This is a genomic window from Pseudomonas sp. SAS7 (assembly GCF_052112345.1).
GTDB lineage: Bacteria > Pseudomonadota > Gammaproteobacteria > Pseudomonadales > Pseudomonadaceae > Aquipseudomonas > Aquipseudomonas putida_Q.
In genome coordinates, this window is the sequence record NZ_JBEGGO010000032.1 from 1 (window position 1) to 13,601 (window position 13,601).

The 13,601-nt window shown below is 60.6% G+C and carries 14 protein-coding genes; 6 read left to right on the top strand and 8 right to left on the bottom strand.

Going from position 1 to position 13,601, the window contains the following annotated elements; all coding sequences use genetic code 11:
- Nucleotides 1-1,221: 1,221 nt before the first annotated feature.
- The 3 genes from ABI582_RS28385 to ABI582_RS28395 all read right to left on the bottom strand — a co-directional run bounded on the left by ABI582_RS28385 (nucleotide 1,222) and on the right by ABI582_RS28395 (nucleotide 4,532).
- A complete protein-coding gene (locus tag ABI582_RS28385; protein ID WP_442120948.1) occupies nucleotides 1,222-2,574 on the bottom strand; it encodes an MFS transporter in 1,353 nt (450 codons plus the stop codon).
- Between the two features lie 63 nt (nucleotides 2,575-2,637).
- The gene (locus tag ABI582_RS28390; RefSeq protein ID WP_442120949.1) at nucleotides 2,638-2,820 is read right to left on the bottom strand and encodes a DUF2783 domain-containing protein; all 183 of its coding nucleotides are present in this window, start codon (nucleotides 2,818-2,820) and stop codon (nucleotides 2,638-2,640) included.
- Nucleotides 2,821-2,831: 11 nt separating this feature from the next.
- Nucleotides 2,832-4,532, bottom strand: coding sequence for an FAD-dependent monooxygenase (locus ABI582_RS28395; protein ID WP_442120950.1), 1,701 nt, complete (start codon nucleotides 4,530-4,532; stop codon nucleotides 2,832-2,834).
- A gap of 173 nt (nucleotides 4,533-4,705) precedes the next feature.
- On the opposite strand from ABI582_RS28395, the gene ABI582_RS28400 reads away from it, so the two are divergent.
- The 3 genes from ABI582_RS28400 to ABI582_RS28410 all read left to right on the top strand — a co-directional run bounded on the left by ABI582_RS28400 (nucleotide 4,706) and on the right by ABI582_RS28410 (nucleotide 6,038).
- Nucleotides 4,706-5,173, top strand: a complete 468-nt coding sequence (locus ABI582_RS28400) for an anti-virulence regulator CigR family protein (protein WP_442120951.1) — start codon at nucleotides 4,706-4,708, stop codon at nucleotides 5,171-5,173.
- Nucleotides 5,174-5,299: 126 nt separating this feature from the next.
- Nucleotides 5,300-5,524 (top strand): hypothetical protein, encoded by a 225-nt coding sequence (locus ABI582_RS28405; RefSeq protein ID WP_442120952.1) that lies wholly within the window; start codon nucleotides 5,300-5,302, stop codon nucleotides 5,522-5,524.
- Nucleotides 5,525-5,675: 151 nt separating this feature from the next.
- Nucleotides 5,676-6,038, top strand: coding sequence for a hypothetical protein (locus tag ABI582_RS28410; protein WP_258652870.1), 363 nt, complete (start codon nucleotides 5,676-5,678; stop codon nucleotides 6,036-6,038).
- Nucleotides 6,039-6,094: 56 nt separating this feature from the next.
- Here ABI582_RS28410 and ABI582_RS28415 read toward each other — a convergent pair whose 3' ends face one another.
- A complete protein-coding gene (locus ABI582_RS28415) occupies nucleotides 6,095-6,553 on the bottom strand; it encodes a GNAT family N-acetyltransferase (protein ID WP_442120953.1) in 459 nt (152 codons plus the stop codon).
- A 317-nt stretch (nucleotides 6,554-6,870) separates the two neighbouring features.
- Here ABI582_RS28415 and ABI582_RS28420 point away from each other — a divergent pair, with 317 nt between their 5' ends.
- Complete coding sequence (locus ABI582_RS28420) at nucleotides 6,871-7,473, top strand: hypothetical protein (protein ID WP_442120954.1); 603 nt, start codon at nucleotides 6,871-6,873, stop codon at nucleotides 7,471-7,473.
- A 115-nt stretch (nucleotides 7,474-7,588) separates the two neighbouring features.
- Here ABI582_RS28420 and ABI582_RS28425 read toward each other — a convergent pair whose 3' ends face one another.
- The 3 genes from ABI582_RS28425 to ABI582_RS28435 form a co-directional block, all read right to left on the bottom strand.
- On the bottom strand, nucleotides 7,589-8,860 hold the full coding sequence (locus tag ABI582_RS28425; protein ID WP_442120955.1) for a PD-(D/E)XK nuclease family protein: 1,272 nt from the start codon (nucleotides 8,858-8,860) through the stop codon (nucleotides 7,589-7,591).
- Nucleotides 8,861-8,965: 105 nt separating this feature from the next.
- Nucleotides 8,966-9,730, bottom strand: a complete 765-nt coding sequence (locus ABI582_RS28430) for a hypothetical protein (RefSeq protein ID WP_442120956.1) — start codon at nucleotides 9,728-9,730, stop codon at nucleotides 8,966-8,968.
- A gap of 64 nt (nucleotides 9,731-9,794) precedes the next feature.
- Nucleotides 9,795-11,072, bottom strand: coding sequence for a bifunctional O-acetylhomoserine aminocarboxypropyltransferase/cysteine synthase (locus ABI582_RS28435; RefSeq protein WP_442120957.1), 1,278 nt, complete (start codon nucleotides 11,070-11,072; stop codon nucleotides 9,795-9,797).
- A 209-nt stretch (nucleotides 11,073-11,281) separates the two neighbouring features.
- Between ABI582_RS28435 and ABI582_RS28440 the strand changes: the two genes are divergently transcribed.
- Complete coding sequence (locus tag ABI582_RS28440; protein WP_442120958.1) at nucleotides 11,282-12,100, top strand: hypothetical protein; 819 nt, start codon at nucleotides 11,282-11,284, stop codon at nucleotides 12,098-12,100.
- Between the two features lie 169 nt (nucleotides 12,101-12,269).
- Nucleotides 12,270-12,431, top strand: coding sequence for a hypothetical protein (locus ABI582_RS28445; protein ID WP_229608764.1), 162 nt, complete (start codon nucleotides 12,270-12,272; stop codon nucleotides 12,429-12,431).
- 65 nt (nucleotides 12,432-12,496) lie between these two features.
- On the opposite strand, the gene ABI582_RS28450 is transcribed toward ABI582_RS28445, so the two are convergent.
- Nucleotides 12,497-13,267 (bottom strand): SDR family NAD(P)-dependent oxidoreductase, encoded by a 771-nt coding sequence (locus ABI582_RS28450; RefSeq protein WP_338744442.1) that lies wholly within the window; start codon nucleotides 13,265-13,267, stop codon nucleotides 12,497-12,499.
- Nucleotides 13,268-13,601 lie beyond the last annotated feature (334 nt).

The window sequence follows — 13,601 nt, forward strand, 5'->3', positions numbered from 1 at the left end:
CGGCAGGATCGGCAGGCCCTGGCGTTCGCAAGACATGCACTGGTCAGAAGGGAGGCCGGCTTCGGCTGCCGCAATGGCGATACGTTGGCTGATTGTCAAAAACGACCTCGCGCTGAAAGGGGCTGTGATGGTCCCTGAACACTAACGAGGAATCGCTTGCCGGAGGTTCCTGGGGCGTCCTAAAACCTTGTAGGAAACGTCTCTAAATGAGCCATTGGACACTCATAAAACTGTCCACTCACAGGTTCTCGAGTCAAGCGGAGGCTTGTGGGAGCGGGCGCGCCCGCGAACACCGGCAGCGCCGGGGCCATCCACCACGTTGAATTCTTCGCGGGCATGCCCGCTCCCAAAGGTACTGCGCAGGCTTCAGGCTTGCGTAATACCAGTGGGAGCGGCTTTAGCCGCGAACACCGGCAGCGCCGGTGCCATCCACCGCGTTGCATCCTTCGCGGGCATGCCCGGTCCCACAGGTGCTGCGCAGGCTTCAGGCTTGCGTAATACCAGTGGGAGCGGCTTTAGCCGCGAACACCGGCAGCGCCGGTGCCATCTACCGCGTTGGATTCTTCGCGGGCATGCCCGCTCCCACAGGTACTGCACAGGCTTCAGGTTTGCGTAATACCCGTGGGAGCGGCTTTAGCCGCGAACACCGGCAGCGCCGGTGCCATCCACCGCGTTGCATCCTTCGCGGGCATGCCCGGTCCCACAGGTGCTGCACAGGCTTCAAGCTTGCGTAATACCAGTGGGAGCGGCTTTAGCCGCGAACACCGGCAGCGCCGGTGCCATCTACCGTGTTGGATTCTTCGCGGGTGAACCCGCTCCCACAGGTACTGTGGAGGCTTCAGGCTTGCGTAAACCAGTGGGAGCGGCTTTAGCCGCGAACACCGGCAACGCCGGTGCCATCTACCGCGTTGGATTCTTCGCGGGGGAGCCCGGTCTCACAGGTATCGCGCAGGCTTCCGGCTTGCGTGATACCTGTGGGAGCGGGCGGGCCCGCGAACACCGGCAACGCCGGTGCCATCTACCGCGTTGGATTCTTCGCGGGTGAACCCGCTCCCACAGGTGGTGCGCAGGCTTCAGGCTTGCGTAATACCAGTGGGAGCGGCTTTAGCCGCGAACACCGGCAACGCCGGTGCCATCCACTGCGTCGGATTCTTCGCGGGCATGCCCGCTCCCACAGGTTTTTCCGTAAGGCTCGGGTTTATCGAGGCGGCCAACCGCCGGCTACAGCTTTTGTGCATGCTTGGGGACCGCTGCGGGCGAGGGCAGGGGCAGCATGAAGGTCAGCAATGCGCCTATCACCAACAGCACTGCGGCATAGACAATCCCGGCCGTGAAACTTTGGGTCAGGTCTTTCAACCAGCCAACCACCAGCGGGTTCAGCGCCGAACCTGTGTTGCCGAACGCGTTGATCACCGCAATGCCAATGGCACGCGCCCTGAACGTCAGCGCCTGGTCCGGGGTAGTCCAGAATATCGACATGGCGGTGTACGACCCCGTGGCCGCCATGCAGATGCCGCACAGTTGCACCATCGGGTTTCCGGCATAAGCGGCAAACATCCAGCCCCCAGCGGCCATCAGCATGGGCAGTACCAGGTGCCATTTGCGTTCCTGGCTACGGTCGGAATGCAGGCCCCACACCACCATGCCGATGATGGTGCACACCTGCGGGATCATCGCCAGAAAGCCAATCGTGCTGTAGCTGCTGTCGGCGGCGCTGATGCTCTTGATGATCAGCGGCGTCCACACGGCGATCATGGCCAGCGTGTTGACCAGGCAGAAATACACCAGGCTGAACATCAGCACCGTGGGTGAGAGCATTTCGCGCAGCAGGCTGCCGGGGCCGTCCCCTGTTGTGCGGTTGGAAGGTGGGTTGTCTGCGGCCAGGGCATGCTGCAGATGTTGCTTGTCTTCGCGGCTCAGCCAGCGGGCCTGCTGTGGCGTGTCGTTCAGGTAGCCGAACACCACAAAGCCCATGACCACCGAAGGCAGGCCTTCCAGCAGAAACAGCCACTGCCACCCGTGCAAGCCCCACACGCCATCCAGGCCGAGTATCAGCCCCGAGAGCGCCGACCCGAAGCCTGCGGTAAACGGCATCGCGATCATGAACAGGGCGTTGGCCCGTGCCCGGTAAGCCGCCGGAAACCAGAACGTCAGGTACAGCAGCACACCGGGCAGAAAGCCTGCCTCCGTGATACCGACCAGAATCCGCAGCAGGTACAGGCTGCTGGCATCGGTCGCGAACAGCGTCGCGGTCGAGGCCAGCCCCCAGGCGATCATCAGGCTCCCGATCCATCTGCGCGCACCCACCCTGGCCAAGGCCATGTTGCTGGGGATACCACAGGCGATATAGGCGATGTAGAACAGCGTGGTTGCCATGCCGAACTGGGTGCTGCTCAGGCCCAGGTCGCCCATCATGGTCAGGCCGGCAAAGCCGATGTTGATCCGGTCGAGAAACGACAGCACAAAGCACAGGAACAGAAAGCCGAGCAGGCGCCTGGACACTTTGCGCATCACGGTTTGATGGGGGTTGCTGGCGGTTTCTGTCGTTGGAACGGGGGCAGTGGTCTGATGCATGTGGGCGCCTGATTATTATTGGTTTCAGCGGCACCGGCTCCGGTGCATGGGCAAGGGCAGGTGCTACAGGTCTTGAAGCGCGCACTGGGCAAGTTCGGTGAAAGCCTGGGCATCGTCGAGCGCATGGGCGCTGAGCAGCGCCAGCTTGGTCAGGAACAGCTCGGCTTTGGCCGGTGTAGCTTGGTCCAAAGCGTCTGCCAGTACGTCGTAAACCACTTCCAGGTTTGTTGCGGTCAGGGTGTTCATGGCGCTTCCTCTCAGTGGTTGCCCAGGGCAGTGTCGATGGCGGATTGCAGTTGTGCGGCCGATACCTGCAGCCAGCGGGCGCAGACGTGCTGGTCCGGGCGCACCAAGTAAGCGCCTTTGCGGGGGATGCCATACCTGGCGGCGAAGCGGCCGGTGGTGTCGTCGATCAGTTGGTCTGCACCGGTGATGATGGCCTGGGCGTTTTGCGCAATCGCGATGATCTGCAAGGGCACGCCGCTGCTGCGAATGGCAGTCGCCTGCTCGACCACGTCACTTGGGATGCAGTCACTGTCGGTGAAGTAGAGCAGGTAGAAGCAGGCGCCCAAGTGGTCGAACAGGTAGTCGTCTTCGGCCAGCCTGATGTTCAGCAGCGGGGCGCCGTTGCGCGGGCCGGCAGTGAAATGTTCATTGTCGTCAGTTGCACAGTTGAGCACCGAGTCCGCGTAATCGTGTGGCCGCGAGGTGCGCCAGTGATACAGCGGGCGGACGAACGCCTGGGTCAGCGACAGCGACAACACCGCATCGCGTACCAGGCGGTAACCCGCAGTAGGTGGCGCCATGAACCGGGTGCTCTTGCCGGCCTCGCTGATGATTTCCCGCGCGGCGCTGACACGCTCGGTGGAGTAGGACGGCAGCAGCTTGGGGCCTGCCAAACCCTTGAGGACGAGGGCCAGTTTCCAGACCAGGCCATGGCAATCCTGGAACCCCGTGTTAGCGCCACGCACACCAAAAATCGGCAACAGGTGTGCCGCGTCCCCGGCGAATATCACGCGCTTGTGGATGTAATTTGGCAGGGTCAGCGCGCGGGCTGAATAGACCGAGCTCCAGTCCATTTCCCACTGTGGGTCTTCAACGCCAAGCATGTGCAGCTGGGCGTTGATGCGTTCGCGCAGTGACTCCGGCTGCAGCGCCTGTTCCGGGGTTTCGTTTGCGGGCAGTTGGTAGTCAATTCGCCAGATATCACCCGGTTCGCGGTGCATCAATACGGTGTTGCCCGGGTTCCAGTCCGGGTCGAAATAGGCCAGGCGCTCGGTGGGCAGGCCCAGGTCGATCTTGATATCAGCAATCACGAAGCGCCCTTCGTACGCGGTACCCTCCAGTTTCAGCGCCAGCAGGGTGCGCAAGGTTGAGCGGGCACCGTCCGCCGCTACTACCCAGTCAGCGTCCAGTTCATAGCTACCGGCTGAGGTATCGATGCTCAGCCGGGCGAAGTCGTCATGTTGTGCCAGGCCGGTTGCGCGGTTACCCCAGCGCAGGTCTACCAACGGATCAGCCTCGGCGGCCTCGACCAGCAACTGCTCCAGGCAGGGTTGTTGCAGGTTGGTCATGGGCGCGTAGCGGTCGTCTGGGTCGTGTGGGTTTTCCATACGAAACACCAGCTGGTTGCGGTAGAACGAATTACCACAGCTCCACGGCAAGCCAAGCTCGCAGACCCGCTCGGCGACACCTACCTGCTGCAGGATTTCCATCGAGCGACGGGTGAACACGATCGCCCGGCTGCCCTCGCTCACTTGCCGTTCCGCCGCCAGTACCACGCAGGCTATGCCATGACGGGCAAGGTCCAGGGCAGTGGTCAGGCCGATCGGGCCGGCGCCTACCACCACTACAGGTTTGCGTTCAACGCGGGCGGCCCCGACGCTGGCCGTATGGGCGGGGAAGACTTGATAGTTGAAATAAAGGGAGCGACGCGGCTCGCTATGGGGCTGATGCATGTGGTGCACATCCTTATTTTTGTAGCTTTTCAGGTGTGCAAGTGACTGTACGTGAGGCTACAGCCAGCGATGTCCCCTTGAGGGGACAACTGCTATTTGCACGGCCTGCAGAGCGAAGCAGGCGCTGCCCACTGTCTATAATCTGGGCAACTCTTGGCGCAACGGATGCTCACATGGCCAGACCAACAGTCGTTACAGCTGTTCTCACCTCATTGGCCTTGGCCTTTGGCCCGGCGCTCGCTGACCCGGGTAACGGCAAAGGCCAAGGCCAAGGTCAGGGGCACGGCAAGGGCCAGGCTCAACACTCCCAAGGCCAGGGCAATGCGGGCGGCCACAAGCAGAGCGCTGGCGGCAATGACTGGCACGGCGGCCCGTCCATCGACCGCGGTGATGTGCTGGGCATTCTCGGTGGCCACCGCAGTTACTGGAGCCCAGGCCCCGCATTGCCTCCAGGCATTCAGAAGAACCTTGCGCGCGGCAAGCCCTTGCCGCCCGGAATCGCCAAAAAACTGGATGGCCGCCTTTTGGGGCAGCTGCCGCACTATGACGGCTATGAGTGGATGCAGGCGGGCGCGGACCTGATTCTGGTCGCTGTGGCGACCGGGATCATCTATGAGGTGTTGAACGGGGCGTTCGACTAGGGCCGCAGGCAAGGGTGTCAACCGCTGCCGTCAAGGCGGGCCGGAATGAGTCAAGCGGCCGATTGCTGAATTATTTCCTGTCCTTCAGGTCAGGTAATGAGTCCCTTATCTGCTTCTGAGGTTCTCATGCACACGTATACCGTTCGCTACCTGCTCAACGGCCAGCCTGCCAGTCATACCTTTGAGCTGAAACAGAACGCACTCGCCCTGCACGAAGCGGCGCTTCACCTGATGGTGCTGCACTTTGGTGATGGCGAGAACAGCCTGGTCATGCCGCCCGCCGACGCCGCCCCTCTGCAGATTCTCGCGCAGGCAGAGGTACTGGGTTTATCGCAAATCCAGCTGGCTTGACCGCTGCCAGTTCAAGCCGCCTGCACCCTGGCAAGCAAAAGCCGCGAGCCCGGCCTTTTGCACCACCGGTCGAACACAATGCACTCTCGCCAGCCGATTTCTCTCTGAACAACAAGCGCACCTTCGCTGCGCTGCAACCAGGAGAAAGCCCATGGCAATCGACCACAATGGCCCCGACTCGCCGTACCCGGGGCCAACGGAAAGTACCACCGACGCAGGGGCCGGCCACGGCTCGGGCCTTGAGCAGGCAGAGTCCGAGCCCAAACAAGGTGTCGGTGAAGCCTGGTCCGAAAAGCGCCCGGTAGACTGGGACCCACCTCCCGGCAATCCCGGTTCGGACCAGGACGGGCAGCTCGACCGGGACAACGGTACCGCAAGAACCAACGATGAGCAGGCGGGTGCAGGTGACGGAGAGGTTCCATTACCCGCAGATGATGACGGCCCGATTGAAGAGGAAATGAAAGACGTGGAGGCGAATAACTCGGTATCCGCCGAGCATCCTCAACCGCGTTGATGGCGTTTGCCTACAGGGCCTGATGCCAACAACTCAAAGGCGTCCAGGCCCTGCCATCATGGCTTGATCAGCCGCTTCTCCATGATGATCGTGCGTTCATCGCCGTGATATTCATCACGCACTTTGCTGTACCCCAAGCGCTTGTAGAAACCCTGCGCCGTAATCGAGGAGGGCACTCGCAACTGCTGCGAGCCACGCATCAGCGCCTCGTTTTCGACTGCCAACATCAACTGCTCGCCAATACCTGACCGCTGATATTCGGGGGCGACGAATACGCTTCTGACTACATCGTCTTCAAGGCTGGCAGTGGCCACGACCTCATCGTGATCGGCCGCAACGAAGATCAGGCGTTTCTCAAGCAGGTCAGCAATGCGCGCTTCGCTGAACGATTGCTCGACCCTGGCAATGGTCGCGGCATCGTAGTCCGCTGCGTTTGTCTGGCGCAGGGCGGCGATGATCACTCGGCTGATGCCAGCAGCATCGGTCGGTACAGCTCTGCGAATTATGTAGTCCATGTCGGCCTCAATCTACTGATCTGGCAGGTGCGCCGTAGATGCGTATTTACCTGCGCAAAATCCTGCGCTTAGGTTCGTGGCGAGGCCCGCTCCCACAGGATACGCGATAATTCGATAGCCCGTTCTTCTGATGAAAGAATGCCCTCCCGACAGACAACATGCCACCCTGATGCCACTAGTAATTGACCCCGCCCCATCAGATAATCACCATTCTTGCGTCTAAAAAGCCGGGCACTCACCTCGAAGCTTGGTATGTACCCGGCCTTAGGCTTCTTTGAAACCAGCCTGCCTGTATTTGTGCATTGTGGATACTTTAAATGGATTTAAACGAAGCTTTGAAGTTTGTAGGGGGCCTGGCCGCAGTGGTTGCAGCATATAAATGTATCATTGAGCTATTAGTAGGGAGGAGGGCGCGGTTCAAGGAGGGATATCGATTTGCCAAGGAGTTTCTCAACGATCTGGAATCGGAGAGCATGCATCCCCTTGCGATCGAACGCGGCTACTATGCATTGGCTGGAACAGATAGCGTCAACCCAAGTGCTGTAGCCTATGTATTGTCATTGCAAGAGCCTCAGCAGCGACTAAGTGATTATGTTGTTTCACGCACATATGTTGAATTTAATAGCTTGAGCCATAAGATTGAGTTTAGCCAGAAGCTCAAGGAGAAAATTTCCCGGCGAGTGCGGAAAGAAACCTGGCGAGTGGCGTATTGTTTTCCTGCTGGCGCGGCGATAAGTCCATTCATTTTTTATCATTTTTCTGATTCAGGGTTTGAGGTGCTACTTTATACATTCATCACGGTGCCAGTTTTTGGTTTTATGGCCGTCAGGTGTTTGATGAATTACATTGGTATACAGAGTGCCGAAAACCTTGTCGCGAACCAGCAGAAGCGCGTATCGCTCATCACATTAAACAAGTAAACATTTTTCGTCAGATCAAGTGATTAGCGCTTTCAGGAACTAGGGGTTCCCCAAGGTGTGCAAGCCATCGCGGACGTTGCACACCGGAAGCGGAGGCGTCTACACGACGCTCAATTTACGCAGAAAGCTGAACCAGCCGGGCAGAGTGTTCGTTCAGTTTCGCCACCAAGTCACTAAGGCTGATATCGCTATCCAGCACTACCCTACGCCGCTCAGTGCTCTGGCGTTTCGAAAACCGCGCATCAAAGCGTTGCAAGTGCTGTCGAAGATTTGACCCTTCGTCCTCGTTCTTCGCATAACCCACATCCAAAACCAATGCCAAGTCATACTTGGCTTTGGAACTGTCTGAATACGATACGCTGAACGACACGGGGGACCAAAACTCCCCTTCATAGCGCTCCCAGCCGGGCGGGCAGGCCTCGAGCCACGCCCGGGCATGCGCAATCCGTTCCCGCTTGAGCCCAGGAACTCTGGCCAGCAGCATTTCCTTGATCCCCGCCATTCCTTGTGTGTCACGCAGGAGTGCGAACGCCGCCTTGTTTTGCAACATGAACATCATGCGATCTGAGCTGTGGTTATGTAGCCAGTTTTTCTCCAAGCGCCCTGGAGATAACTCTAGCAAATGCTTGACCGCTAACCCATGGCCCGCGTGGAGTTCACTGGCAAGCTTGATCGCGCGTTGGCTCGTTGGGCTCTCCCAGTCGGTCTGACGATTGCAGTAGGAAACCACGAGCCTTGCTGCCGCGTTACCTCGTTCAACGTGCAGTAACGCCCGGTCAGCTGAAGCTTTCAACCAGTCATATCCGATATGAAGCCAATAGCCGTTGGAAGGGCGGTTTGAGCAGTCATCCGAATCAAAATGCCGGTCAAGGGCAATGAAGACGCTGCTGTATTCCTTCAGGTGGCTGTTGCTGGCGATGGCTGCTTGCCAGCTTGCGCGGTAACCGTCCAGCTGCTCCTGACTGTGGTTTGTACCTGCCTTGTTTTCGATGAGCAGAACAAACTTGTTTGCGGGATCAATCACGAACAGGTCGACTCGTTCGGAGGCTTTCATACCTAGTTCGCGCGCTGTGAACACGCTGCCGAAACTGGCTGTACGGATTTTGGAAGGTGTCCACTCTGCGAAGAACCTTGCGGTGGTGCCCCGACCATCCAAGTCACACGTACTAGCCGCGGCTTGGGTAGCGCCGATGAGCAGGTCGCGGAGAATCTGATCTCCTTGTCCGTGACCCTCGCGAGGGTCGAAAAGCCAGGCAAGAAAGTCCGAATGCTGGTTTTCGCTCAGGCTGATGACATCCAGGATGTCATCGCCAATCTTTAGGATCTCACAGAGCTCAGACAGTTTGGGGTCGCACAGCAGTTGTTCGACGGCTTCGGTTGCGTCCATGCTTGGGTGGCCTTTGGAGAAAAGATCAATTAGCAGGGCACTATAGGTTGATGGCTTTATGATGTCGCGTCTTCAGGGCTGCAATCGTCGGCGCACGCTGATACATCACCGCCGCCGCAACACAGTGGCCAACCCAACGGTCAGCACCACAGCACAAACCATGGCCAGCCCGATGGTAACGCCAACGCCCCACGTTTCGAGCAGCCCCGCCAAAACCAGATAAAACGCGATTACCCCCACCGCTCCGATCGCATTGCCCCGCACCATCGCTACCATCCCGGCCCGCCCGCCTTGTACATGGGCGAACACCACCAGCGGCCAGGCAATCACCGGTATCGGCGCGAGCATCCCGCTGGTCGCCGGGCCCAACCAACTGGCCAGGCTGGTGATGATCATCAGCAGGCAAGTAGCAGACACCATGCGCAGGGGGATCTCCCAAAATCGCTGACGGGTGCGGCTCAAAGTGTCGGGCTTGGGCTCACGGCCGCTGGCGCGTATCAGCACGCCGATCAGCACCAGTGCCCCGGCAATCGACAGGTAAAGGTTGCCCCAATGGGTAAACGCATAGGCGGCCACGCCATAGCACAGCAACGCCAGCAGCACGGCTGCGGCGGTGCCGAGCCTGCGCGTGGCCAACAGGTAGAAGGTGTAGGTGGCCTGCACCGCCGCCAGGCCGCCCAGTGCGCCGGGTATTGCGCCCAAGGCGAAGGCATTGCCCTGTTCCAGGCACAGGAAGGTCATTACCAGTGCCGAGGTGATCGGCAGGCCGGACAGCAACCCACCCAGTAAACCGCCCCAGCGCCGCGAGGCGAGGGAGATGGCCCACATCAGCAGGGGCGTGACGATAAGTTTCAGGTAGAACAAGGTCATTGCGGGTGTATCCAGGCTAGATGACGGTGCGCCCGCCGTCGGCAATGGGTAGGGCGCGGATGATTCACCCGCGGCTGGCCTCCAGGGCCTGGGCCAGGTCGGCGATGATGTCGTCGCTGTGCTCGATGCCGATCGACAGGCGCACCATGTCCCGCGGCACGCCGGCCTTTTCCAGCTCCTCGTCGTTGAGCTGGCGGTGGGTGGTGGAGGCGGGGTGGCAAGCCAGTGACTTGGCATCGCCGATGTTCACCAGGCGCACCACCAGTTGCAACGCATCGATGAAACGCGCACCGGCAGCCTGGCCGCCCTTGATGCCGAACGACAGGATCGACGCCGGCTTGCCGCCGGTGTAGCGCTGGGCCAGTTCATGCTCGGGGTGGTCGGGCAGCCCGGCGTACTTCACCCAGGCCACCAGCTCGTGGGCTTGCAGGTAATGGGCGACCTTCAGCGCGTTCTCGGTGTGGCGCTCCATGCGCAGGGCCAGGGTTTCCAGGCCTTGCAGGATCAGGAAGGCGTTGAACGGCGACAGCGCGGCGCCCATGTTGCGCAACGGCACCACGCGGCAGCGGCCAATGAAGGCGGCGGGGCCGAAGGCTTCGGTGTAGGTGACACCGTGGTAGGACGGGTCGGGGGTGTTGAGCAGGGCGAAACGCTCCTTGTTGTCGGCCCAGGGGAACGTGCCGGAGTCGATGACGATGCCGCCGATGCTGGTACCGTGGCCGCCGATGTACTTGGTCAGCGAGTGCACGACGATGTCCGCGCCATGTTCGAACGGTCGGCACAGCACCGGGGTGGCCACGGTGTTGTCGACGATCAGCGGCACACCGTGGCGGTGGGCGGCTTCGGCCAGTGCGGCGATATCGACGATATTGCCGGCGGGGTTGCCGATGGATTCGCAGAACACCGCCTTGGTGCGCGCATCGATCAACGCTTCGAGGGCAGCGATGTCGTCATGGGCGGCGAAGCGGGTTTGGATGCCCATGCGTGGCAGGGTGTGAGCCAGCAGGTTGTAGGTGCCGCCGTATAGCTTGGCCACCGAGACAATGTTGTCGCCGGCCTCGGCAACGGTCTGGATGGCGTAGGTGATGGCCGCCATGCCCGAGGCTACCGCCAGTGCGCCGACCCCGCCTTCGAGGGCGGCCATGCGCTGCTCGAGCACATCGTTGGTGGGGTTCATGATGCGCGAGTAGATGTTGCCGGCCACCTTCAGGTCGAACAGGTCGGCGCCGTGCTGGGTGTCGTCGAAGGCGAAGGAGGTGGTCTGGTAGATCGGTACGGCCACTGCCTTGGTGGTCGGGTCGGGGCTGAAGCCCGCGTGGATGGCGAGAGTTTCCAGCTTCATGCAATCGGTCCTTGAGCGTGGGGTGGAAGCGTTTGAGCATGCGGCGGTGGAGGGGAGTGGGTCAAGGAAGTCGTGGTGGCGCCATACCGCAGCCCTCGGGCGCGGCTTGCCGAAGCTGGCATAAATTGGCAATCTCCGCCGCAATATCAAAAAGATATCATGCAATGTTCCAGGCCCTGTGCATGGACGCTTATACAAAAGGGATTTCCATGCCGCACGCTGTAAAAACGATCACCCAGGCGCTGGATGAAGCACGTGTCTTGATGGCCGATTGGGTTGTGCCCGAAGGCGCCAGTGACGCAGACACCTTGGGCGAGCTGGTCGGGGTGCTGGATAACCGAACCCTGAACGACGCAATGCGCACCTTGTCGGCGCCATTTCATCAGGGCATCAACCGCAAGCTGCTGACCCCGCGCTACAAAGTCGCCTTCGACCTCCTGCACAAGTACGGGGTCATGGTGGACCCAAGCTCACTCAGCGATGAAGTAATCGAGCGCCTCTACCCGCGGGTCAAATACCCGCGCTTCAGCTATGGGCAGACCTTGCGCGAGTGGAGCGACGCAGTACTGGGCGAAGGCGAGCAGGTGCAGTTCTTTCTGCCGCAGGCCCCGCGCCGTAATACGCACTTGGCCACCGTGCAGTTCCTCAGTGATGACATTCGCGAGCTGACCGACGCGTTGGTCAAGGCTGCCTGCCCGGCTGATGAGGCAGAAGTGGCGGGCGTTGAGGCAGACAGCGCCTATCAGCCCGAAGTGCGGCTGGCCGCACCTACTAAGCTCGCCGCCGAAGCGCAGGACATTACCTCGGGTGCGCGGCGAGGCATCAACACCCTCATTGCCCTGGGCGAAGAAGCCGAGGAACGCTGGTCGCCGGCCATGCGTGAATGCATCGCTGCGGTCAGGAAGAATCACGAGCGGGATGAAGAAGCGGACACGCTGGACGTGATGGTCGAGTTGGTCGACCGTCTCGACAAGCTGGCCCGTGAAGCCCGCAAGTTGCTGCAGGAGCGCGACACCGGCACATGCTGACCGCCCGCCGCCCCAAGCGCTGGTACGACTTCTTCACTACGCCCTGGTGACTGCACCAACTGTAAAGTTATGCAAAGTTTCCCTATGCCATCACCCCACAGCTCTAGAATCCGCCCGCTGCCGAACCGGCTACTGGCAGGCAGTAGATCTTACCCTGTGGAGCGTTCCAATGAAGTCGAAACATTTTTTCCGTGCAGCCCTGGTTGCAGTCCTGGTATCTAGCCTGTCGGGTTGCTGGATGTTCATGCCGCCGGGCGGTGGCGGCGGTCACGGTGGTGGCCACGGCGGTGGCGGTGGCTTCGGTGGCCATCAGGGCGGTGGCCCTCGCTGAGCTGACCTCGCGATGGAACGCACTGCCTCGGCCGGGATGCAGCAGCGCACCCGGCGCGAGCGCGCTCACCACGCTATCCGCTCGCCATCCCACCCCCAAAAACTGCCACTCTCCGACGGCCCATGCCGCCCCACCTGCTCAATCACACACCGTGCAGCAAACGCCGGTTCAAACAGCTGCCCCTCCGGCACATTCCCTTGAAACGGCCGTGAGAGTTCGGTATCGGTAGTCCCCGGATGCAGCGCCAGGACCGTGGCGTTCGGGTTCAGGCGTTTCAGTTCGATGCTTGCCGTGTGCAGCAGCTGGTTCAGCGCCGCCTTGCTCGCACGATAGCTGTACCAGCCGCCCAGTCGATTGTCGCCGATCGAACCAACCTTGGCCGACAGGGCTGCGAAGGTGGCGGGCTGACTGCGCAGCAGTGGCAACAGATGCTTGAGCAACAGGATCGGCGCGAATGCATTGGTGGCGAAGCTGGCTTGCAGGCTGGTGAGGTCCAGTTGGGCCAGCGATTTCTCGGCTTTGGTGCCCTCCTGGTGGAGGATACCGAGTGTGCTGATAACCAGGTGAAGGAGCGGGCAGGCAAGGCCCACCTCATTTGCAATCGCAGCCAGCGCCAGCTCGTCGCGCGCATCGCAATCCAGCAGTACCACGCGTTCGCCATGTGCCCGGGCAAGGGCAAGCAGGCCGTCAGCAGTGCGGGCGTGTCGCGACACAGCCCAGACCCGGCTTACATCTTCGCGGGCCAGCAACGCCGTACACAGTGCCAGGCCGATACCCCGGCTGGCACCACATATCAGTACGTGGGCATTGTCAGATAATCCGGGGATCAGGCTCATTGGGTGCGCCTCATGTTTCGAATGAATCTAGCCCAACGACAGGGTCTTTTGTTTTAAATATGCGTTCTATCTTGGGTTTTCGGGGCCGCTTTGCGGCCCATCGCGACACAAGGCCGCTCCTACCGGCGATCGTGATTCCTGTAGATACTCTGTTGGCGGTCAAGCTTTTCTAAGGTACTCAGAGCTGAAAAGCTTGGCCGTATCAAATGGTTCACCGGTGCGTATATCCCCCATGGCAATTTTGCCGGCAATGGCTCAATCGCTCAGGCGTGCCATGCCCTTGTAGGAGCAGCCTTGTGCTGCGAAGAGGCCGGCAAGGCAAAAGATCATCTTC

Bases quoted from the DNA above. Each gene is read 5' to 3' on its own strand.
- ABI582_RS28390 (WP_442120949.1), bottom strand. From the start codon at position 2,820: ATGAACACCCTGACCGCAACAAACCTGGAAGTGGTTTACGACGTACTG.
- ABI582_RS28450 (WP_338744442.1), bottom strand. From the start codon at position 13,267: ATGAGCCTGATCCCCGGATTATCTGACAATGCCCACGTACTGATATGT.
- ABI582_RS28400 (WP_442120951.1), top strand. From the start codon at position 4,706: ATGGCCAGACCAACAGTCGTTACAGCTGTTCTCACCTCATTGGCCTTG.
- ABI582_RS28425 (WP_442120955.1), bottom strand. From the start codon at position 8,860: ATGGACGCAACCGAAGCCGTCGAACAACTGCTGTGCGACCCCAAACTG.
- ABI582_RS28420 (WP_442120954.1), top strand. From the start codon at position 6,871: ATGGATTTAAACGAAGCTTTGAAGTTTGTAGGGGGCCTGGCCGCAGTG.
- ABI582_RS28435 (WP_442120957.1), bottom strand. From the start codon at position 11,072: ATGAAGCTGGAAACTCTCGCCATCCACGCGGGCTTCAGCCCCGACCCG.
- ABI582_RS28440 (WP_442120958.1), top strand. From the start codon at position 11,282: ATGCCGCACGCTGTAAAAACGATCACCCAGGCGCTGGATGAAGCACGT.
- ABI582_RS28405 (WP_442120952.1), top strand. From the start codon at position 5,300: ATGCACACGTATACCGTTCGCTACCTGCTCAACGGCCAGCCTGCCAGT.
- ABI582_RS28415 (WP_442120953.1), bottom strand. From the start codon at position 6,553: ATGGACTACATAATTCGCAGAGCTGTACCGACCGATGCTGCTGGCATC.
- ABI582_RS28430 (WP_442120956.1), bottom strand. From the start codon at position 9,730: ATGACCTTGTTCTACCTGAAACTTATCGTCACGCCCCTGCTGATGTGG.
- ABI582_RS28445 (WP_229608764.1), top strand. From the start codon at position 12,270: ATGAAGTCGAAACATTTTTTCCGTGCAGCCCTGGTTGCAGTCCTGGTA.
- ABI582_RS28410 (WP_258652870.1), top strand. From the start codon at position 5,676: ATGGCAATCGACCACAATGGCCCCGACTCGCCGTACCCGGGGCCAACG.
- ABI582_RS28385 (WP_442120948.1), bottom strand. From the start codon at position 2,574: ATGCATCAGACCACTGCCCCCGTTCCAACGACAGAAACCGCCAGCAAC.
- ABI582_RS28395 (WP_442120950.1), bottom strand. From the start codon at position 4,532: ATGCATCAGCCCCATAGCGAGCCGCGTCGCTCCCTTTATTTCAACTAT.